The sequence below is a fragment of the Streptomyces sp. NPDC001728 genome, assembly GCF_040297565.1.
Lineage (GTDB): Bacteria > Actinomycetota > Actinomycetes > Streptomycetales > Streptomycetaceae > Streptomyces.
The window spans coordinates 1-22,818 of record NZ_JBEOZK010000015.1; the positions used below are offsets into that span (position 1 = coordinate 1).

8 protein-coding genes are annotated in these 22,818 nt (G+C 73.9%); all 8 read right to left on the bottom strand.

Going from position 1 to position 22,818, the window contains the following annotated elements; translation table 11 throughout:
• Positions 1 to 150: 150 nt before the first annotated feature.
• Positions 151 to 357: an MbtH family protein gene (locus ABT154_RS22100; protein WP_351858547.1), complete on the bottom strand. Its 207-nt coding sequence runs from the start codon at positions 355 to 357 to the stop codon at positions 151 to 153.
• Positions 358 to 418: 61 nt separating this feature from the next.
• On the bottom strand, positions 419 to 7,642 hold the full coding sequence (locus ABT154_RS22105; RefSeq protein WP_351858548.1) for a non-ribosomal peptide synthetase: 7,224 nt from the start codon (positions 7,640 to 7,642) through the stop codon (positions 419 to 421).
• Positions 7,643 to 7,945: 303 nt separating this feature from the next.
• Positions 7,946 to 8,287, bottom strand: coding sequence for a hypothetical protein (locus ABT154_RS22110; RefSeq protein WP_351858549.1), 342 nt, complete (start codon positions 8,285 to 8,287; stop codon positions 7,946 to 7,948).
• A gap of 129 nt (positions 8,288 to 8,416) precedes the next feature.
• Complete coding sequence (locus tag ABT154_RS22115; RefSeq protein ID WP_351858550.1) at positions 8,417 to 12,271, bottom strand: condensation domain-containing protein; 3,855 nt, start codon at positions 12,269 to 12,271, stop codon at positions 8,417 to 8,419.
• Between the two features lie 118 nt (positions 12,272 to 12,389).
• A complete protein-coding gene (locus tag ABT154_RS22120; protein WP_351858551.1) occupies positions 12,390 to 14,261 on the bottom strand; it encodes a non-ribosomal peptide synthetase in 1,872 nt (623 codons plus the stop codon).
• A gap of 7 nt (positions 14,262 to 14,268) precedes the next feature.
• The gene (locus tag ABT154_RS22125; protein WP_351858552.1) at positions 14,269 to 15,303 is read right to left on the bottom strand and encodes a TauD/TfdA family dioxygenase; all 1,035 of its coding nucleotides are present in this window, start codon (positions 15,301 to 15,303) and stop codon (positions 14,269 to 14,271) included.
• A gap of 78 nt (positions 15,304 to 15,381) precedes the next feature.
• Complete coding sequence (locus ABT154_RS22130; protein WP_351858553.1) at positions 15,382 to 16,173, bottom strand: thioesterase II family protein; 792 nt, start codon at positions 16,171 to 16,173, stop codon at positions 15,382 to 15,384.
• Positions 16,170 to 22,703, bottom strand: a complete 6,534-nt coding sequence (locus ABT154_RS22135) for a non-ribosomal peptide synthetase (protein WP_351858554.1) — start codon at positions 22,701 to 22,703, stop codon at positions 16,170 to 16,172. Before ABT154_RS22135 ends, ABT154_RS22130 begins: the two co-directional genes overlap by 4 nt.
• Positions 22,704 to 22,818: the final 115 nt, after the last annotated feature.

Below are 22,818 nucleotides of genomic sequence, written 5' to 3' on the forward strand. Positions count from 1 at the left end.
TTTCATCTTTTCTTTTATATTGGGGGGTGCTGTTTTTTTGGGGTGGGTTTTGTGGGTCATTTGCCCTGAGTTTGTCAGGGGGCGGGGCCGTGCCCCCGCGGATTCCCGCGGGGCCCGGCCCTTCCCTCTTCACGGTGATGCGGAGAAGCGTCACGCGTACTGCGCGAGGAGGCTCTTCGGCCGGATGTCCGTCCAGTTCAGCTCGACGTAGGCGAGCGCGTCCTCACGGCCGACCGCCTCAAGGACGACCTCCCAGCCTGCGGGAACGTCCGCGAACGTCGGCCACAGGGCGTGCTGGCCCTCGTCGTTCACCACGACGTGGAAGGTGCCCTCGGTGTCGTCGAAGGGGTTCGTCATCTCGGTCTCCTTGAATTCTGCGAATGTGTGCGGGAGTCTTCTGGCTTTTTCGGCCGGAATTTCAGTGCGTGTGCGAAATACTGAACGAATCGAGCTTCCTGGCGAGCGTACGGCCTATCGCCCGCAGCGCTTCGGGTTCCGTCATGGCGAGATGGGTGGAATCCACGGACTGGTTCTCCAGCGGCCCTTCGAGGAAAGGGCGCCAGGAATCCGCGAGTTCACCCGGGGCCTCGCCGGCCCGGTGCGCGGTGAAGAAGACCGTGTCCGTGACGGCCCGCCGGGGCACGTAGCGGCTCATCAGCTCCCCGTGAGTGCGGGAGGCGCCCGCCACCGCCCGAAGCTCCGCGTCGGTGAACCCGGCGAGCACCGGATCCTCCCGGCGCAGCGCCTCGATCGCGGCGGCGACCGCCACCGGGTCCGACAGGTCGGGACCGCCGGCCGCGTCCGCGAGGGCGCGGGCGTGCCCGGGGGTGCCGGGGCCGGTCCGGTGGACGTCCATCAGGGCGAGCAGTTCCACCCGCTCGCCGAGCTCCGCGAGCCGTACGGCCATGGCGTGCGCCACCGTGCCGCCGAAGGACCAGCCGAGCAGCCGGTACGGACCCCAGGGCTGCACGAGCCGGATCCGCTCCACGTACTCCTCGGCCATCTCCTCCACGCTCCCCGGCGCGTACCCCGGTTCGCCCAGGGCGCGGGCCTGGAGCGCGTACAGCGGCTGGTCGTCGCCGAGGTGCCGGGCGAGGCCCGCGTACGACCAGCCCACCCCCGTCCCCGGGTGCACGCAGAACAGCGGCCGGCGGCGGCCCCGCGTGCTCAGCGGCAGCAGCACCCCCATGGCACCGCCGTCGGCGCCCTCCTCCTCGTGCGCCCGGAGCAGCCCGGCGACGGTCGGGGTGCGGAAGAGGTCGCGGACCCCGCGCTCCACACCGAGGACGGTCCGCATCCGGCTCACCAGCCGCACCCCGAGGAGCGAATGGCCGCCCAGGGTGAAGAAGTTGTCGTCGATGCCGACTTCCGGCACACCGAGGATCTCCGCGAACAGGCCGCACAGGACCTCCTCGCGGGCGCTCCGGGGGCGCCGTCCGGCGGTCGTCGCGGCGCGCCGCTCCGGCGCCGGGAGGGCCCGGCGGTCCGGCTTGCCGTTGACGGTCAGCGGTACGGCGTCGAGGACGACGACCGCGGAGGGCACCAGATGCGCGGGCAGTTCGGCGGCGGCCACCGCCAGGACCTCGGCCCCGGTGACCGTACCGCCGGCGCGGGGGACCACGTAGCCGACGAGTTCCTTCTCGCCCGGCCGGTCCTCGCGGACGACGACCACGGCCTGTCCGACGGCGGGGTGGCGGGCGAGCGCCTCCTCGGTCTCCCCGGGCTCGATGCGGAAGCCGCGCAGCTTCACCTGGCCGTCGGCGCGGCCGAGGAACCGCAGCTCGCCCTCGGGAGTCCAGCAGACCAGGTCGCCGGTGCGGTACATCCGCTCACCCGCGCCGTACGCGTCCGGCACGAAACGCTCGGCCGTGAGCGCCGGGCGTCCCACGTACCCCCGGGCCACATGGGAACCCGCGACGTACAGCTCTCCCGGCACCCCCGGCGGCACGGGACGCAGCCGCTCGTCCAGGACGTAGCCGCGGGTGTTGTCCATCGGGCGACCGAGGTACACCCCGGGCAGCTCCCGGTCCGCCGTGCCGAAGCGCTGGTTGTGCGAGGCGAAGGTGGTCTCCGTCGGGCCGTAGGAGTGGACGACGACGGTGTCCGGGCAGTGCGCGAGGACCCGGCGCAGCGCGCTCGGGGAGGCCGTGTCCCCGCCCGTCCAGACCTCCTTGAGCAGGCGCAGGGTGTCCAGGCCCTCGTCGGCCATCACATGGAACAGGCCCATCGTGAAGTAGGCGGCGGTGACCCCGTGGGCCCGGACCGTGCGGTCGAGTTCGGCCAGGTCGGCGCCGTCGCCGGGGGCGATCACCAGCTCGCCGCCGCGCAGCAGCGGCACCCACAGCTCGTACGTGGAGGCGTCGAAGCCGATCGCCGAGTGCACCAGCATCCGGGCGTGATGGGCGACGTTCCACTCGCGGTCGGCGGCGAGCGCGGTCACGTTGGCGTGGGTGACCCCGACGCCCTTGGGCCGGCCGGTGGAACCCGAGGTGAACATGATGTACATGAGGTCGTCGGCGGCGACCGGGACACCGGGAGCGCCCGGCACGTGAGCCGCCTCGCCGTGGGCGTCGGCCACCACGACCGGCAGCCCCGCCGCCACGGAGGCCGAGTCCTCCCGCGAGGAGTCCGTGATCAGCGCGCGGGCCCCCGAGTCGGCGAGCATCATCGCGATCCGGGCATCCGGCAGCGCAGGGTCCAACGGGACGTACGCCGCACCGGACTTGAGGGCGGCGAGCGCCGCCACGATCAGCAGCGGGCCGCGCTCCAGGAGCACACCCACGGCCGGGCGCGGACCGGGGGCGGCGGCGATCAGCCGGTGCGCCAGGGCGTCGGCCCGGGCGTCGAGCTCCGCATAGGTGAGGGTCTCCGCGCCGAAGGTCACGGCGGGGGCGTCCGGCGTACGGCGGGCCCGCTCGGTGAGCAGGACGTGCACCGGCCCCGGACCGAACGGCCCCTCGGCGGCGGTGTCATGGGCCGTGTCGTTGTGCTCCTCGACCAGCAGCCGCCGCTCCTCGGGCGTCAGCCGACCCAACTCGGCCACCCGCAGCCCGGAATCGGCCGCCACCGCCTCCAGGGTCGCCCCGATCCGGCGGGCTAGCAGACCGGCCGTCGCCGCGTCGTACAGGTCGGTGGCGTACTCCAGACCGCCGGAGAGACCGGCGGGGGCGCCGTCCGCGCCGTGCGTCTCCCACAGGGCGAGCGTCATGTCGAACTTGGTGGAACCGTTCTCCACCGGAACCGGGGTGCCGGCGAGCGCCGCGTCCCCGAGCCCGGCCGTGTAGTCCTGGTGGAGCTGCACGATCACCTGCACCAGCGGGTGATGGGCGGTGGAACGGCGCGGGTTGAGCTGCTCGACCAGCCGGTCGAAGGGCAGCTCCTGATGGGCGTACGCGGCGAGGTCGGTGTCCCGGACCCGGCCGAGCAGCTCCCGGAACGACGGGTCGCCCGAGGTGTCGGTGCGCAGCACCAGGGTGTTGACGAAGAAGCCGACGAGCCCGCCGAGCGCCTCGTCCTCCCGTCCCGCGGCCATCGTGCCCAGCGGCAGGTCGGTGCCCGCGCCGTGCCGGGTGAGGGTCGCGGCGAGCGCCGCCTGCACCACCATGAACAGGGTGGTGCCGGTCTCCCTGGCCAGCCGCGTCAGCGCGGCGTGCACCCCCGGCCCGACGTCCACCGGGACACGGGCGCCCCGGTGGGTGGCCTCGGCCGGCCGGGTGCGGGCGACGGGCAGTTCGAGGACCGGCGGCATCCCTGCCAACTGGCGCTCCCAGAAGGTGAGATCCCGCTCGCTGCGGCCGTCGAGCGCCGCGTCGAGCTGCCAGAGCGTGTAGTCGGCGTACTGGACCGGCAGCGGCTCCCAGCCGGGGTCCCGGCCGGCCAGCCGGGCCGCGTAGGCCAGCGACAGGTCGGCGAGCAGCGGCCCGGTGGACCAGCCGTCACCCGCGATGTGGTGCAGCAGCAGCACGAGCACCTGGCCGCTGCCGTCGTCGGGGGTGATCAGCCAGGCTCGCAGGGGCACGTCCCGTGCCAGGTCGAAGACATGCCGGGCGGCCGAGGCCAGCGCCTCGTCCAGCTCCGCCGAGGGTACGTCCGCGACCTCCAGGACGGGCCGGACGCCCTCCAGGACGTGCTGGTACGGCTCGCCCTCGACGGCCGGGTATACGGTCCGCAGCACCTCGTGCCGGGCGGCGACGTCCGCGAGCGCGGCGTCGAGCGCGGAGGGATCCAGGGGGCGGGCCGGCCGGAGCACGATCGGGATGTTGTACGAGGGACCGGCCCCCTCCAGCTCGTTCACGAACCACAGACGGCGCTGCGCGTACGACAGCGGCAGACGCTCGGGTCGCCGGGAGGCCCGGACGAGCGGGCTGCGGCGCAGTCCCGTACGTCCGGCGGCCGTGCCCTCGGGAGCGGCCCCGTGCCCGCCGTCCGAACCGGAGGCGTCCGTGTCCTGGGCCGTCGCGCCGGAGGCGGGCGATCCTTCCGTACCGTCCGAGCCTTCCCCGCCCTCCGCGATGCGGCGGGCCAGCCGGGCCGGGCTCGGCGCGAGGAACAGGTCACGGATGCGGACCTCGACGCCGAGGAGCGCACGGATGCGGTTGCAGAGCCGCACCCCCGACATGGAGTGACCGCCGATGGAGAAGAAGTCCTCGTCCGCGCCCACCCGTTCGATGCCGAGCACCTCGGCGAACAGCCCCTGAAGGGCCTCCTGGTGCGCGGCGGCGGCCGGTCCGGAGCCGTCCGCGGCGCTCCGCGCCTCAGCCGCCTCGCGGGCTGCGGTCAGCTCGGCGACGGCCGTACGGCGCGCTTCGAGTCCGGCCGTGTCCTGCGGTGACAGCAGCGACAGCGCGGCGGGACGGGTGGCGGGGTCGGCGGCGCAGGCGCGCAGCACCCGCTCGAACACGTCCAGCAGCAGCCGGGCGGTCGGCCCGTCGAAGAGGTCGGTCGCGTACTGGAGCCAGATCTCCAGCCCGTCCGCCGTTCCCGCCTCGTCCCGGCCGTCGAAGCAGGAGGCCATCAGATCGAACTTGGCGACCCGCAGACCACTGTCCGCGAAGCGCCCGCCCAGCCCCCCGAGGGCGAACGCGCGCTCCCCTCCCGGAGCGCCGCCCTGCACGGTCAGCATCACCTGGAACAGCGGGTGCCGGCCGAGGGAGCGCTCGGGGTTGAGCTGCTCCACCAGGGCGTCGAAGGGGAGTTCCTGATGGGCGTACGCGGCGAGGTCGGCGTCCCGGACCCGGTCGATCAGCTCCCCGAAGGTCGGCTCGCCGGAGGTGTCGGTGCGCAGGACCAGCGTGTTGACGAAGAAGCCCACCAGATCGCCCAGGGCCTCGTCGGAGCGGCCCGCCACCGGGGTGCCGAGCGGGATGTCGCTGCCGGAGCCGGTGGCGGCCAGGGTCACGGCGAGCGCCGCCTGGAGCACCATCAGCATGCTGGCGCCGTGCTCGGCCGCGACCCGGGCCAGCCGGTCCTGGATGTCGGCGTCGAGCCGGGCGGTGACCGTGGCCCCGTCGTGGGAGGGCTCGGCGGGGCGCGGCCGGTCGACGGGCAGCCGCATGGCGGCCGGGATCCCGGCCAAAGCGCCCTGCCAGTAGGCGAGCTGACGAGACATCAGGCTCTCGGGGTCGTCGGCCTCGCCGAGGAGTTCGTGCTGCCAGAGGGTGTAGTCGGCGTACTGGACGGGCAGGGGCTCCCGGTCGGGGGCCCGACCCGCGAGACGGGCCGTGTAGGCCTCCGCCAGGTCGCGGAGGAGCGGCTCGACCGACCAGCCGTCGCCGGCCACGTGGTGCAGCAGGAGGACGAGCGTGGACCGGCCGTCGCCGCCGTCGAGGAGGCGGGCCCGGAAGGGCCGCTCGCGGGTGAGGTCGAAGGGCTCGGCGGTCCGCGCGGCGACCCGCCCGGCCAGCTCCTCCGGGGCGCACCGCTCGACGGTGAAGACCGGTGCGGCGGCGTCCAGGACGTGCTGGTACGGCTCGCCGTCGGCGGCCGGGAACACCGTCCGCAGCACCTCGTGGCGCTCGACGAGATCCGTGAGCGCGGCGGCCAGCGCGGCAGTGTCCGGCAGCCCTTCCAGCTCCACCACGACGGGCATGTTGTACGTCGCCGAGGGGCCCTCCATACGGCCGAGGAGCCACAGACGGCGCTGCGCGGCCGACAGCGGAACCCGGTCGGCCTCGTCGAGGAGGACCAGCGTCGGACAGGGATCGGTGGTCCGCAGCACCTTCCTGGCGATCTTCCCCGAACTCGTCCGGGGCAGCTCGGGCACCAGCGCGACCGTGCTCGGCACGGCGGCGGCCGGCATCGACTCCCGCACCAGAGCGCGGAGTTCCTCGGCCCCGACCCCCGGCTCGACCACGGCGAAGGCGACGAGCCGCTTCACACCGGCCTCCGCCTCCTGGGCGACGACGGCGACCTCCCGGACCCCCGGGTGGCCGGAGAGCACCGACTCCACCGAGGCCGGGTCGATCCGCTGGCCGCCGATCTTCACCTCGTCGTCGACACGGCCGTGGTAGTCGATCTGGCCGTCGGCGCGGAAGCTCGCCACGTCCCCGGTCCGGTAGGCGCGCTGGCCGCCCAGGGTGGTGAACCGACGGGCGTTCAGCTCGGGACGCCCCAGGTAGCCCAGCGTCAGACCACCGCCGAGCAGCCAGAGTTCGCCCTCGACGAGGGCGCCCCGCACACCGGGCAGCGGCCGGCCGATCGGCACCGGACCGCCGTCGTAGGCGGACAGGTCGGCGACCGTGGCGACGACGGTGGTCTCCGTCGGCCCGTACACGTTGAGGAGACGGACCCGGTCGCGCACCGTCCGGCACCACTGCGCCACCCGCTCGGGCAGCGCGGCCTCGCCGTAGATCAGGACCGTGCGCAGGCAGTCCGGAAGGGTGACGAGACCTGCTTCGAGGGCGTAGACCAGCTCGTGCCAGTACGCGGCCGGCAGGTCGAGGACGCTCACCTCGTGGGTGGCGCAGCCCGCGAGCAGCTCCCGTACGTCGAGCATGTCGTCGGTGCGGAGCACCAGGACGCCGCCGCCGCCGAGGGTGCAGAAGATCTCCTGCACGCTGGCGTCGAAGTGCAGCGGGCTGAACTGGAGTACCCGGGCCTCGCCGTCGATCCCGTACGCGGGGGTCGCCCCGGCCACGAAGTGGGCCAGCGAACCGTGCCCGACGACCACGCCGTTGGGCGTCCCGGTCGAGCCCGAGGTGTAGATGACGTACGCCGCGTCGTCGGGGGCGCCCGGGCCGCCGAGCACCAGCTCGCCCCGCGCGGCGACCTCCGCCGGCTCGGGCGCTTCGGCCCCGCAGGCGTCGGAGAGGATCGCGGCGTTGCGGGCGTCCGGGGCCTGGATGTCCAGGGGCAGATACGCCGCGCCGGTCCGCAGCACCGCGAGCAGACCGACGATCGCCCGCGGACCGCGCGGCCGGTGCACCGCGACCAGCCGGCCGGGGCACGCGCCCTGCGCGGCCAGCTCGGAGGCCCGTTCGGCCACCGCGACGGCCAGCTCGCCGTACGTCAGCCGCTCGTCGCCGTGCACGAGGGCGAGCCGCCCGGGGTCCGCCGCGACCCGCGCGTCGATCAGGTCGAGCACGCGCGGCGCGGGCCGCACCGCGGGGCCGCCGTCGAGGAAGATCGGCTCGGGTGCGGGCATCGTGAATCCTCCAGGCGGGAACGGGATGGGGGCGGGGCCGGGGGCGTCGTCCGTGCCACTCGCCTCCGTGCCTCCACGCTAGGCGCGGCCCACCGGGGGAGCGGGCAGTCCTCGCGGCAGAATCGAGGGGCGATACTGCCGCCGGAGCGGTGGTTGCCGCCGGACCAGGACCCGCCGGACCAGGACCCGCCGGAGCCGGTCCGGTACGGATTGCCCGGAGCCCGGAGCCCGGAGCCCGGAGCCCGGAGCCCGGAGCCCGGAGCCCGGAGCCTGGAGCCCGACCGTGCTCTCCCCCTGTCGGGGTCAGCCCTCGTCCCTGCCCAGCACCTCGTCCAGCCCCACCGCCGGGCAGCCCAGCGCGTCCGTCAGTGCCCGGCGCTGGCGCTCCGTCAGTGCCGGCAGGAACACCGCCGCGTCGGCGGCGGTCCGTGCACAGGCCTCGGAGACCTCGCGGACCTTCCCGAGCCGCAGCAGCGTCCGCGAGGAGAACGGCAGCGCCATCCTCGCGGCCCCGCCGTCCGAGACACCGCGCCGCTGGGTGAACCGGCCCACGACCCGTGCTCCGCGCGCGGTCAACGCCTTCGCGGCGGCCTCCATCAGCGCCCCGAAGCCCTTCTCCTTCGCGGAGAAGTACCCGACCAGCACGACCCGGGCACCCGCGACCTCCGGCGGCCCGGACGGAAACGGGACCGGCGCCCGGCCCGCTCGGCGGGCCGGGCGCCGATCCCGCCGACGACCGTGCTGCATGAACCCAGGTTAGGGGGACACTCCCTGTCAGGCGGTGGGCACCCGCGCCCCGCCCCGCGTACGGCGCCGCAGCGCCGGCGTCTTCGGCGGGGTCTGCGCGGCCGGCTGGGCGAGGCGCGCGGCCAGCGCCGCCACCGTGGGGTGCCGGAACACCTCGCGCAGGGTGATCTCGCGGCCGAGGTCCGCCCGTACCCGGTTCACCAGCTGCACCGCGAGCAGCGAATGCCCGCCCACGCGGAAGAAGTTGTCGTCCGGGCCGACCGCGCGCCCGTCGAGCAGCTCCGTGAACAGCGCGCCCACCTGCTCCTCCCACGGCGCCCCGCCCGTGGCGGCCTTCGCGGCCGGCTCGTGTCCGGGTTCCGGGAGGGCGTCGACATCGGTACGGCCGTCCGGGGTCAGCGGCAGCTCGGGCAGAGTCACCACCGAGGCCGGGACCAGGTACTCCGGCAGCCGCTCGGCCACCCAGGCCCGCAGCGCGGGCCCGTCGGCCGCCACGGCGCCGGGCCGCCCGACCACGTAGGCGAGCAGCCGGTCCTCGCGGACGGTGGTGACGGCCTCCGACACCGCGGGATGCGCGGCGAGGGCCGCCTCCACCCGCCCGGGCTCGACGACGTAACCGCCCACCGTGGTGTCGCCGAGCACGCGCAGGACACCGTCGGTGCCGCGTACGCCCCGCCGTCCCGTCGGCAGCGGCACCGCGCCGCGCTCGTGCAGCTCGCCCGGCACTCCGACCGGAACCTGCCGCAGCCGCCGGTCGAGAAGAAGGCCGCCGGTGGCGTCGTCGCCGCCCGCCGGGTCGCCGTACACCAGGTCCTCCACCCGCTGCTCGGGGTCGGCCGCGACCGCCGTAAGGGTCGCGACCAGCCGCTCCGTGAGCAGCGCGGCCGTCTCCGGGCCGAAGAGGTCCGTCGCGTACTCCAGTACGCCGGTCAGTTCCCCGGGCTCGCCGGACCGGTCGCGGCCCGCCGTCAGCGCGAAGGTCAGGTCCGTCTTCGCGGTGTGTGCCCCGAACGGGACCGGTGTGCCCGACAGGGCCGTGTCCGCCGCCGCGCCGCCGGCCGTGTGCACCTGGAGCATCACCTGCACCAGCGGGTGGTGGGCGGAGGACCGGTGCGGGTTCAGATGCTCCACCAGCCGGTCGAAGGGCACGTCCTGGTGGCCGAAGGCCGTCAGGTCGGCCTCCCTGACCCGGCCCAGCAGCTCGGTGAAGCGCGGATCGCCGTCGGCGGAGGTCCGCAGCACCAGCGTGTTCACGAAGAAGCCGGCGAGCCGGTTCAGGGCGTCGTCGCCCCGCCCGGCGACCGTGGTGCCCACGGCGACGTCGGGTCCGGCCCCGTGGCGGCTCAGCAGCGCCACGAGCGCGGCCTGCACCACCATGAACAGGGTCGTCCCGGTGGCGAGCGCCGTGCGCGCCAGGGCCCGATGGGTCTCCGCGTCCAGCCGGAAGGGGGCGAGGGCGCCCCGGTGGGTGGGCTCGGCGGGGCGCGGCCGGTCGGTGGGCAGCGCGATCAGCGGCGGAAGTCCTTCCAACGCCAGCTTCCAGTAAGCCAGTTGGTCAGCGAGAAGGCCTTCGCCTTCGCCAGGCTCGGAGCCCTCGCCGTCGCCGAGGAGTTCGCGCTGCCAGAGCGTGTAGTCCGCGTACTGGACCGGCAGCGGCTCCCAGCCCGGGGCGCGGCCCGCGAGCCGCGCCCCGTACGCCTCGGAGAGGTCGGCCAGCAGCCGGTCGGTGGACCAGCCGTCCCCGGCGATGTGGTGCACGAGCAGCACCAGGACCTGGCCGCCGTCCTCCGCGCAGTCGATCAGGGTGGCCCGGAAGGGGATCTCCTTCGCCAGGTCGAAGACGTGCCCGGCCGCCGCGTCCACCTCGGCAGCCAGCCCCGCCGCGTCCCCCGCCCGTACGAGGCCGAGGACGGGCCGTACACCGGTCAGGATCTCCTGGTACGGCTCTCCCGCCACCGTCGGACAGACCGTGCGCAGCACCTCGTGGCGCTCCGCCACGTCCGCCAGCGCCGCCGCGAACGCCCCCGGCACGAGCGGTCGTTCCAGTCGGCGGACCAGCGGGATGTTGTACGTGGCGCTGCGTCCCTCCAGCTGCCCCACGAACCACAGGCTCCGCTGGGCGTACGAGAGCGGCAGCCGCTCGGGCCGCTCGGCGGCCGGGACCGGACGCAACGCCGGACGCTTTCCCGCGCCGCCGCCCCGCTCCTCCATGCGGCGGGCCAGACCGGCGGGCGTCGGCGCCAGGAACAGGTCACGGATGCCCGCCTCCCTGCCGAGGACCGCGCGCACCCGGTTCATCAGCTTGCCGGCGAGCAGCGAATGCCCGCCCGACCGGAAGAAGTTGTCGTCCGCGCCGAGCCGTTCGAGGCCGAGCACCTCCGCGAACAGTCCGCACAGGATCTCCCCGAGCGGGCTGACGGCCGCACCGTCACCCGATGCGGCCCCCGCCCCGGCTCCCGTACGCGACTCGGCGGCGCGCCGCTCCGCCTCGGCTGCGGCCAGCCGCTCGTGCCGGGCGGTGAGCGCCGCCCTCTCCTCCCCGTCGACCAGGGCGAGTTCACCCAGCCGGGCGCCCGGACGGCCGGCGAAGGCCGTGAGCGCGCGGACGTACAGATCGAGGAGGAGACGCGCGGTCCCCTCGTCGAACAGGTCCGTCGCGTACTGCACGCCGACCTCCAGACCGTCGGGGTCGCCCGCCGGCCCCTGCCGCTCGGCGCACACCACCGTCAGGTCGAACTTGGCCGCCGCCAGGTCCGAGGTCTCCACCGTCCCCATGACCGGGCCGAGCGCCGTCAGCGCCGGGGCGTCGGCGCTCTGCATGCTCAACATCACCTGGAAGAAGGGATGATGGGACAGCGCCCGGTCGGGATTGAGGTGTTCCACGAGGAGGTCGAACGGCAGCTCCTCGTTCGCGTACGCCGCCAGGTCGGTGTCCCGCACCCGCGCCACCAGCTCCGCGACCGTGGGATCACCGGACAGTTCCGTCCGCAGGGCCAGGGAGTTCACGAAGAACCCCACCAGGTCGTACAGATCCTCCTCGGGCCGCCCCGCGACCGGCGTCCCGATCGCGATGTCCTCGCCCGCGCCCGCCGCCGCGAGCGCCGCCGCGAGCGCCGCCCTGACCACCATGAACAGGCTCGCCCCCGTCTCCCTGGCCAGTCCCAGCAGTCCCCGGTGCTCCTCGGCGCCGACCTCCGCGGTGACCGTCCCGCCCCGGTGGCTGGGCTCCGTGGGCCGCGGCCGGTCCGCCGGAAGCGGCGTCACCGGCGGCAGCCCCTCCAGGGCCGCCGCCCAGTGGTCCAGCTGCTCGCGGGCCAGACTGTCCGGGTCGGCCGGGTCCCCGAGGACCTCGTGCTGCCACAGCGTGTAGTCGGTGTACCGGACCGGCAGCTCCTCCTGCTCGGGCGCCGCCCCAGCGAGCCGGGCCGCGTACGCCTCCGTCAGGTCCCGCAGCAGCGGTCGGAGCGACCACCCGTCCGTGGCCACGTGATGGAGCAGCAGGACCAGCACCGAACCGGGCCCGCCCTCGGGCATGAACAGTGCGGCACGGAAGGGAAGCTGGGTGCCGATGTCGAAGGACTCCCGGCCGAAGCCGGCCACCAGCTCCTCCAGGGACGCCGCCGGGCACTCCCGTACCGCGAGGGTGATGTCCGGCTCCGCCACGACCTCCTGGTACGGCTCACCGTCCGGACCGGCCGGGAACACCGTGCGGAGCACCTCGTGCCGCCGGGCGAGATCCCCGAGCGCCGCCCGGAGCGCCGGAAGCTCCGGGACCCCGTCGAGCCGCAGCACGACCGGCGCGTTGTACGTGGAGGACGGGCCGTCGAGCCGGTTCAGGAACCACAGACGGCGCTGGGCGAAGGACAGGGGGATCACGGTCATCCTCGGGGGTGAAGGAGCGGCTACGGGAAAGGGGAGGGAGGGGATGGCGGTCGCAACGCGGGCCGGGGCCGGGCGGGGGCTCAGATCCCAGCGGGCGGGCCCACGGCCCGGCGACGGCTCAGGCGTCCTCGGTGGTGGCGAGCAGTTCCTCGATGTACCCCGCCAGGTCGCGCAGGCGCGGGTTCGCGTAGACGGCCTTCACGGGAAGCGCCACCTTCAGCTCGGCCCGTACCCGCGACACCAGCTTGATCGCGAGCAGCGAATGCCCGCCCAGCTTGAAGAAGTTGTCCTCGGGGCCGATCCGCGAGGCGCCCAGCACCGTCGCCCACACCCCGCCGATCAGCCGCTCGACCGTCCCCGACAGCTCGTCCATGGCGGCGGCGTCGGCAGGCGCGGCCGTCCCGGGCGTCGGAGCGGGCAGCGCGGCCCGGTCCAGCTTGCCGTTCTGGGTCGTCGGGAAGCGGTCCATCGCCACGAACGTCGACGGCACCATGTACGCGGGCAGTTCGGCCGCGAGCAGTTCGCGCAGCCCCTCCGCCGACACCTCCGCGCCGCCGGCCGGGCGGTAGTACGCGACCAGGCCAGGAGTGCCGGCCGGGTCCTCCCGTACGATCACGGCGGCCTCGGCAACCCCGGCGAAGCGCGTCAACGCGGTTTCGATCTCGGGGAGTTCGATCCGGTGGCCGCGCAGCTTCACCTGGCCGTCGGCGCGCCCCAGGTACACGAGGCTGCCGTCCGGGAGCATCCGGCACAGGTCGCCGGTCCGGTACATCCGGCCGCCGCCCGCCGGGTCCTCGACGTCCGGGACGAACCGGTCCGCCGTGAGGGCCGGGCGCCGCCGGTAGCCGCGGGCCACCCGGGGCCCGGCGAGGTACAGCTCCCCGGTCGCGCCCTCGGCCACCGGCCGGAGCCGTTCGTCGAGGAGCCGCATGCGCAGGCCTGGCAGGACCGTCCCGATGTGCGGCTGCCGTCCCGGCCCCTCGATCCATCCGGCGGTGGAGTCGACCGTGCACTCGGTGGGCCCGTACAGGTTCACCGCCCGTATCGTTCCGTCCGCACTCCGTCCGGCGATCCGGTCCCACAGCGCGGGGGGAACCGCCTCCCCGCCCACGAGGAGGGTGAGCGGGCGCGGCCCGCCGTCGGCGGTGAGCAGGTCGAGCAGGGGGTCGGCGTGCGAGGGCGTGAGGTCCAGGTCCGTGAGCGCCTGAGTGTCCACGAACGCGGCGAGCAGCGCCGGGTCCCGCCGGGTCTCCTCGTCGATCATCACCAGGGCGTCGCCACGGCACAGCCGGACCCACTGCTGCACGGAGGCGTCGAAGGACGGGGACGCGTTCCAGCCCACCCGGCCGCCGTCGGTGACGGCGATGCCCGCCTCCTCCAGCTCCGTGAGCAGCGCGGCGGCGGCGGCCCTGCCGACCTCCACACCCTTGGGGCGCCCGGTCGAGCCGGAGGTGTAGATGACGTAGGCGAGCGCGTCGGCGGGCACCGGAACCGGCCGGAAGACGTCGGAACCGGCCGTGGGCGCGCCCAGCTCGGCGGCCGTCAGATGCGGCACGCCCTCGGTGAGCGGCTCGGCTCCGGCCCCGGCCGTCACGACGAGGTCGGCGCGGGCGTCCTCGACCAGGTAGCGGCGCCGGTCAACGGGCAGGTTCGGGTCGACGGGCAGATAGGCGGCCCCGGCGGTGAGGGTGCCGATCAGCGCGGCGACGAGGTCCGCGCCGCGCGGCAGGCACAGCGCGACCACGCTCTCCGGGCCGACGCCGAGGCCGGCGAGCCGGCCGGCGATACGGGCGGCCTCGGCGCGCAGCCCGGCGAAGTCCAGCTCGCGGTCGGCGGCGACCACGGCGGTACGCCCACCGGGAACGGCGGCGAGCCGGGTGAGCAGATCGGCGGGGAGGGCGGCAGCGGCCGGTGCGGGGGAGGCGGTGACGGGGGAAGCGGTCACGGCGCTGGGCGCGGCGGCGGCGCTCGCGGGCAGAACGGTGGTCATCTCGGGCTCACTCCCCGTACAGGGCGGTCGAAGGGGCGGTCTCCGGGCGGCAGTCGGCCAGCGCGACCGGCTCGCCCATGGCGACGAGGATCTTCCGGTCGCCCGCGTAGGCCTCGCGGCCGTGGGCGCAGAGGATGTTGTCGACGAGCATCAGGTCGCCGCGCTGCCAGGTCTCGCGCACGGTGACGCGGTCGTACACGTCGTTGATCGTGTCGACCTCGGCGTCGGTCAGCGCCGTCCCGTCACCCAGATAGGTGGAGAACGGCAGGCCGTCCTCGCCGTACGTGTCGAGCAGGACCTCACGGACGTCCTCGTCGAGGGTGCGGCCGTTCCAGAACGCGAAGTGGTTGAACCAGACCTTCTCGCCGGTCACCGGATGGGTGACGATGGCCGAGCGGCGCTGCGTGGTCCGCATCGAGTCGTCGTCCAGCCACTCGTACCCGACGGTGTTCTCGCGGCAGTACGCCTCGGCCACGGACCTGTCCTCGGTGGCGAAGGTCTTGTACCAGGGGAGACCGGCCAGCTCGGAGTAGTTGCGCACCAGGAGCCAGCCGGCCCGCGCGAACCGCTCGGCCAGCTCCGGCGGGAGCAGCCGCAGGGCCTCGCGCATGTCGCCGACCGTGGTGGCCCCGCCCTCGGCGGGCGCGGTGACGCAGCCGAAGAGGAGGACACCGGGGAAGTCCAGGGTGTAGCTGTTCTCGTTGTGCAGCCGGATCGGCTGGACGGCCGGCAGGTCGGTGGAGGAGAACACACCCTCGCCGAAGTCGGTGCGCGGGGTGGCCTTCTCCTTGTACCCGGCGCGCTCACGGATCAGGGCGTCCCGGGCACGGGCGAAGTCGGCCGCGTCGGTGACGGGCAGCCCGCGCAGCAGAACGGCGCCGGAGCGGTGCAGCTCGGCCTGTACGTCGTCCCGCCGGCTGTCGAGCCAGGCGGCTGCCTCGGCCATGGAGCCGAAGGAGGGGGTGTGGACGACGACGGGCCTGCCGGGTTCGCGGACGACGTCGAGCGTCGGCGCCGTGGTCGATTCGGCGTAGGTGGTCATGGGAGTCCTCGGATCGGTGGGTGCGGAAGGAACGCGGGGGAGGGGGTGCGGCGCACGGGCGAGAACGCGGACGCGTACTCAGACCGCGCTGGGGGCCGGGGCCGGGGCGACGGCGGCGTCGAGCACCGGGTTCACCAGGGCGAAGAACGCGTCCAGCTGCTGCTGGAAGTAGAAGTGACCGCCGGGCAGCACCTCCGTCGTGAAGGCGTGCTCGGTGACCTCGCCCCAGTGACGCAGGTTCTCCGCCGGCGCCACCGGATCGGCGTCACCGCCGATGACGGTGACCGGGCAGTCCACCCGGGCCGCCGGGTCGGCGCAGCGGTACACGTCGTCGATGGCGAAGTCCGCGCGGATCGACGGCAGCACGATCTCCCGCAGCTCCGGCTCGTCGAGGATCGAGTCGTCGGTGCCGCCGCGCTCCTTGATGGCCGCCACCAGGGCGTCGTCGTCGAGGAGTTCGGGATGCACGGCGCACGGGTTCGCCAGGAACGGGGCCCGGCAGGCCGAGGCGATCAGGGCACGAGGGGTACGGCCGGCCGCCTGGAGGGCGCGGACGACCTCGAACGCGACCAGGGAGCCCATGCTGTGGCCGAGCACCACCAGCTCACCCGCGTCGGCCGGCAGCGCCTCCACCACCGGCCCGGACAGGTCGTCCACCGACTCCGGCAGATCCTCGGAGAAGCGCGCCCCGCGGCCCGGGTACTGGCCGATGAGCAGGCGTACGTCCGCCGGCAGGTGCGCCCGCCACTCGGCGTACGCGTGGGCGTTGCCGCCCGCGTGGGGGAGGACCAGGAGCGACAGCCGGTGCGGCCCGCTGCCGGGCAGGTCCCAGACGACGTCCTCGGGCGCGGGGCGCGGGTCGTGGTTCATGAACTTCTCCGATCGGTGTGGGTGTCGCCGGGGGTACGGCGGCGCAGCGCGGGCCTGGCCCGCTTGGCCGGAGCGGCGCTCCGGGCCGCCACGTGCGCGGCGAGGGCCGCGGGAGTGGGGTGCAGGAAGACGTCGCGGGTGGTGAGCCGGGTGGTGAGGACGGAGTCGAGCGCGGTCGCGATGCGGCCGGTGAGGCGGGCGGCGAGGAGGGAGTGCCCGCCGAGGTCGAAGAAGTTGTCGTCGGCGGAGACCGGGCCCGCCGCGTCGAGCACGTCCGCGAACAGGGCGCACAGGGTCCGCTCGACCGGCGTGCGCGGGGCGCGGCCCTCACCCGCGGCGCGGGACGGGGCGTCGACCCGGGGCAGGGCCCGCTTGTCGATCTTGCCGTTGGCGGTGAGCGGCAGCCGTTCGAGGACGGCGATCCTGGCGGGCACGAGGTGCTCGGGAAGGACACCGCGCAGCCGCTCCCGCAGCGCGAGCGGGTCGAGGGCGGGGCCCGCCGGGTCGGCGACGACGTACCCGACGAGGATCTTCTCGCCCGGCCCGACGCCCGGCCCGTCGCCCGGCCCGCTGTTCTGTCCGCCGCCGGGCCGGCGCGGGCCGCCGTCCGTGCGGACCAGGACCGTCGCCTGGGCGACGGACTCGTCCCCGAGGAGGGCCGCCTCGACCTCTCCGGGCTCGACGCGGAAGCCGCGTATCTTCACCTGCTCGTCGGCGCGCCCGAGGTATTCGAGGGCGCCGTCCGCCCTGCGCCTGACCAGGTCTCCGGTGCGGTAGAGGCGGGTGCCGGGGGGTCCGTAGGGGTTGGGGGTGAAGTGGGTGGCGGTGGTGGTGGGTTGGTGGTGGTAGCCGTGGGCGAGTCCGTGTCCGGTGAGGTAGAGCTCGCCGGTGGTGCCGGGGGGTGTGGGGTTGAGGTGGGTGTCGAGGATGTAGGTGTGTTTGTTGGTGAGGGGGGTGCCGATGGGGTGGGTGGGGGGGGGTGTGGTGGTGGGTTGGATGGTGTGGGTGGTGGTGAAGCCGAGGGATTCGGCGGGGCCGTAGCCGTTGGTGATGGTGAGGTGGGGGTGGTGGGTGTGGAGTTTGTGGGTGTGGGTGGGGCTGGCGGGTTCGCCGCCGGTGTAGGTGGTGTGGGTGGTGTTGAAGGTGTGGGGGTGTTCGTCGGTGAGGTAGTTGAAGAGGCTGGAGGAGAGTTGGAGCATGGTGATGGGGTGTTGGTGGGTGAGTTCGGTGATGTGGGTGGGGTCGGGGCGTTGTCCGGGTTGGAGGATGGTGGTGCCGCCGTGGAGGAGGGCGCCCCAGTATTCGAGGCTGAAGGCGTCCCAGGAGACGGGTGAGCATTGGAGGAAGGTTTCGGTGGGTCCGAAGGTGCAGTAGGTCTGGTGGGTGAGGGTGGAGACGAGGTTGCGGTGGGAGGAGAGGATGCCCTTGGGGCGTCCGGTGGATCCCGAGGTGAACATCACGCAGGCCACGTCGTCGGTCGTCACCACCGTCTCAGGGTTGCTCGTCGGCCGTGCGCCGATCGCGTCCGCCTCCCGGTCCACCAGGACCGTGTGCCACGCACCCGTCAGGCGGCCGGCCTGCCGGCCGTCGCTGACCAGCACGGCGATCCGGGCGTCCGACGCCGTGTTCGCCAGTCGTTCGTCGGGGAACTCGGGGTCCAGGAGGGCGTATCCGGCGCCGGTCTTGATGACGGCGAGTACCGCGACGGCGAAGGCGTTGCTCCGTTCGAGCAGGACACCGGCGAGGTCTCCCCGGCGCAGCCCGGCCGCCGTCAGGTGATGCGCGAGCCGGTTCGCCCGCTCGTTCAACTCGCGGTAGCTCAGGGTCTCTTCACCGAAGACGACGGCCGGGTGATCGGGCCGAAGCCGGGCCTGCTCCTCGAAGAGCTCCGCGAGCGTCCCGTCCCCGATCTCGGCCTCGACGCCCCGGCCTTCCGCGAGGAGTCGCCGCCGCTCGGCCCCGTCCATCAGCTCGAACCGGCTGAGCCGCTGCCCCGGGTCGGCCACCGCCTGCTCCAGGACCCGCCGCAGCATCGAGGCCGTCCGTTCGACGGTGGAGGCGTCGAAGAGGTCCGTGGCGTACACCAAGGCGCCGGTCAGACCCGTTTCGTCGTCCCCCGAGAGCAGGAACTCCAGGTCGAACTTGGCCGAGCCGTTGGACACCGGCGCGGTTCGCAGGGTCCGCGCCCCAGCGAGCACCGGCCCCGGCGTCGCACCGCTCTCCAGCGCGAGGCACACCTGGAACAGCGGGTGCCGGGCCAGCGAACGCACCGGGTTCACCGCCTCCAGGACCAGGTCGAAAGGCGTGTCCTGATGGGCGTACGCGTCCAGGTCGGCCGCCCGGACCCGGCCGAGGAGTTCACGGAAGCTCGGGTCGCGGGAGGTGTCGGTGCGCAGCACCAGTGTGTTCACGAAGAAGCCCACCAGGCGCGCCAGTTGCTCGTCCGGACGGCCGGCGACCGGGGCGCCGAGCGCCAGGTCCGTGCCAGCGCCGAGCCGGGTGAGCGTCGCCGCGAGGGCGGCGTGCACCACCATGAAGGGCGTGCACCGCTCCCGGCGCGCCAGCGCCGTGATCCCCGCGTAGAGGTCGGGTCCGAAGTCGACCGGCACGAGGCCGCCCCGGTGGGTGGCCACCGCGGGCCGGGGCCGGTCGTGGAGCGGCCCCAGCTCCTCAGGAAGTCCGTCGAGGGCGCGGCGCCAGTGCGCGAGGTCCCGGCCCAGTGGGCTCTCCGCGTCCCCGGGATCACCGAGCACCCGCCGCTGCCAGTGCGCGAAGTCGGCGTATCTGACCGGCAGTTCATTCGCCCACTCGGGGGCGGCGCCCGCCCGCCGGGCCGCGTAGGCCGTGGACAGGTCCGCGAAGAGCGGGGCGAGCGACTGGCCGTCCGTCGCGATGTGGTGCAGCAGCACGAGCAGCTCGTACCGGTCCGCCCCGAGATCGAACAGCGTCACCCGCAGCGGGCACTCCACGGCCAGGTCGAAGGCGTGACCGGCCGCCTCCGTCACGGCCTCGTCGAGCCCCGCCGGGTCCACCTGACGGCACTCGAACACCAACCGCTCCGCATCGGCCGGCAGGACGCGCTGCCGGGGCTCGCCGTCCACCCGTACGAACACCGTCCGCAGCGGTTCGTGGCGTGCCGACAGATCCGCGAACGCGGACCGCAGCGCCCCGGTGTCCATCTCGCCTTCGAGCCGTACGGTCATCGGCACGTTGTACGAGGTGCCGCCCTGCTCCATGTCGGAGATCAGCCACAGTCGCTGCTGGGCGAAGGAGAGCGGCGGCAGCTCGCAGATGCGCTGCTCGGCGGTGAGCGGCGGCAGGGCCGGACGGCCGCCCCGGTCGGCGAGCCGTGACGCGAGCGCGGCGGGCGTCGGATGCTGGAAGACGTCCCGGATCGTGAGCCGGGCGTCGAGCGTCGTCGCGATGCGGCCGGTGAGGCGGGCGGCGAGGAGGGAGTGCCCGCCGAGGTCGAAGAAGTTGTCGTCGGCTGTCAGTGACCGGGGAACGTCGAGCACCTCGGCGAACAGCCCGCAGAGGATCTCCTCCACCGGGGTGCGCGGAGCCCGGCCCCCGTCGGCGGTGACGGCGGTGTCGAGCGCGGGGGCGGGCAGGGCCCGCTTGTCGATCTTGCCGTTGGCCGTCAGTGGCAGCCGGTCCATGACCACGACCACCGCCGGGACCATGTGCTCGGGCAGCAGCGTCCGCGACCAGGCGCGCACCTCCTGCGGTCCGGGCGCCGGCCCGTCGGTGCCGCTGCCGGTGCCCGTGCCGGCGCCCGTCGGCTCGACCGTGACGTAGGCGACGAGCTGCGGGGCCCCGTGCCGGTCCGGGTGGGTGAGGACCGCCGCACGGGAGATCCCGGGGTGCCCGGTGAGGACCGTCTCGATCTCGGTGGGCTCGACGCGGAAGCCGCGGACCTTGACCTGGGCGTCGGTGCGGCCGGCGTAGTGGAGACGGCCTTCGGAGTCCCAGTACGCCAGGTCTCCGGTGCGGTAGAGGCGGGTGCCGGGGGGTCCGTAGGGGTTGGGGGTGAAGTGGGTGGCGGTGGTGGTGGGTTGGTGGTGGTAGCCGTGGGCGAGTCCGTGTCCGGTGAGGTAGAGCTCGCCGGTGGTGCCGGGGGGTGTGGGGTTGAGGTGGGTGTCGAGGATGTAGGTGTGTTTGTTGGTGAGGGGGGTGCCGATGGGGTGGGTGGTGGGGGGTGTGGTGGTGGGTTGGATGGTGTGGGTGGTGGTGAAGCCGAGGGATTCGGCGGGGCCGTAGCCGTTGGTGATGGTGAGGTGGGGGTGGTGGGTGTGGAGTTTGTGGGTGTGGGTGGGGCTGGCGGGTTCGCCGCCGGTGTAGGTGGTGTGGGTGGTGTTGAAGGTGTGGGGGTGTTCGTCGGTGAGGTAGTTGAAGAGGCTGGAGGAGAGTTGGAGCATGGTGATGGGGTGTTGGTGGGTGAGTTCGGTGATGTGGGTGGGGTCGGGGCGTTGTCCGGGTTGGAGGATGGTGGTGCCGCCGTGGAGGAGGGCGCCCCAGTATTCGAGGCTGAAGGCGTCCCAGGAGACGGGTGAGCATTGGAGGAAGGTTTCGGTGGGTCCGAAGGTGCAGTAGGTCTGGTGGGTGAGGGTGGAGACGAGGTTGCGGTGGGAGGAGAGGATGCCCTTGGGGCGTCCGGTGGATCCCGAGGTGAACATCACGCAGGCCACGTCGTCGGTCGTCACCACCGTCTCAGGGTTGCTCGTCGGCCGTGCGCCGATCGCGTCCGCCTCCCGGTCCACCAGGACCGTGTGCCACGCACCCGTCAGGCGGCCGGCCTGCCGGCCGTCGCTGACCAGCACGGCGATCCGGGCGTCCGACGCCGTGTTCGCCAGTCGTTCGTCGGGGAACTCGGGGTCCAGGAGGGCGTATCCGGCGCCGGTCTTGATGACGGCGAGTACCGCGACGGCGAAGGCGTTGCTCCGTTCGAGCAGGACACCGGCGAGGTCTCCCCGGCGCAGCCCGGCCGCCGTCAGGTGATGCGCGAGCCGGTTCGCCCGCTCGTTCAACTCGCGGTAGCTCAGGGTCTCTTCACCGAAGACGACGGCCGGGTGATCGGGCCGAAGCCGGGCCTGCTCCTCGAAGAGCTCCGCGAGCGTCCCGTCCCCGATCTCGACCGTGACACCCGCCCGCTCCTCAAGCAGCAGCCGACGCTCGGCGGGTTCGAGCAGGTCCAACTCCCTTACCGTGCCGTCCATTCGGTCCAGCGCCGTATCCACGAAGCGCAGGAAGCGGTCCTGGTGATCGGCCACGGCCGCGAGGTCGCAGACCTCCGGTGCCGCGTCGAAGTCGACCCGCACACCCACCTCAGGCCCCCGGTCGTACACCCCGATCGCGAGGTCCTCCACCGGTCCGTTGCTCAGGTTGTGCGTCAGCGTCGGCTGCCCCCCGAAGTCCAGCTCGGGCGCGAAGGCCATGATGTTGACCAGGGGCGCGGTCAGGCGCCGTGCCCCTTCGCCCAGGCCCAGGTCGCGGCACATGTCCTCGTACCGGGTCCGCTGGTGCTTCAGCCCGTGCCGTGACTCCGCCACCACCGACCGCACCAGCGCGGAGAGCGATCCGCCCGGATCCACCGTCAGCCGCAGCGGCACCACGTTCGACGCCATCCCCGGGGTCCGGCGCGAGAGTTCGGTGGTCCGCCCCGTCACCGGAAGGCCCAGCATCAGATCCGTACGCCCGCTGATCCGGTGGACGTACGCGGCGACCAGCGTCACCATCAGCATCGGCCAGCGGGTGCGGTGCGCGCGAGCCACCTCGCGCAGCCGCTCCGCGCGCTCGGGGTCGAGCACCGCACTCCGGCGCACGAACGGCACCCCGTCGTCCGGCACGCCCGTCGTACGGCCCTCGGCGATCCGAGGGGTCTCCGGGGCGCCGGCCAGGTGCTCCGCCCAGTGGGCGCGCTCGGCCGCCGCCTCCGGCGAGGACCGGTGGGCGGAGTCCTCGGCGAGCAGCTCGGGCAGCGCCCCGAACGGCGTCGGGCCCCAGGGCTCCCCGGCCAGCGCCTTCCCGTACAGCTCGGTGATCCGCTGGTCGAGCAGGGACGACGCCATCCCGTCGAGCACGACGTGGTGGTAGCACTTGACGTAGAGGAAGTGCTCCTCGCCGAGCTTGACGAGCGCGTGGCGGGTCAGTTCACCGGCGGCCAGGTCGTAGGGGGCGGCGAGACAGCGCCTGACCCACGTACGGCCCTCCGCCTCCGGGTCGGCGGCGCCGCTGAGGTCCACCGACTCGATGCGCCGGTCACCCGGCTCGGCGTCCAGGATCTGCCAGACGCCCTCCTCGTCCGCCTCGGTCCTGCGGATCCGGAGCACGTCCGCCTCGCGGACCAGCTGGTACCAGGCGGCGGCGAACAGCTCCTCGTCCACCGCGCCCCGGATCTCGTGGTACTCGCCGATGTTGTAGCGGCGACCGGTGGGGTCGAGGTGGTGCGCCATCCAGATGTCGTGCTGCGCTGCCGACAGCGGCAGCCGCACGGCTGTCGCACCGGGGGCGGTACCAGCATCGGACGCCATGAGCGAGCTCCTTGTGAGAGACGGGGGTGCGAGGGCCGGCCGACTCCGGGGCGTTCCGCGCACCAACCGGCCGATGTCATCCAAACCCGGGGGCCCCGCCACGGGCGGCAGTTGC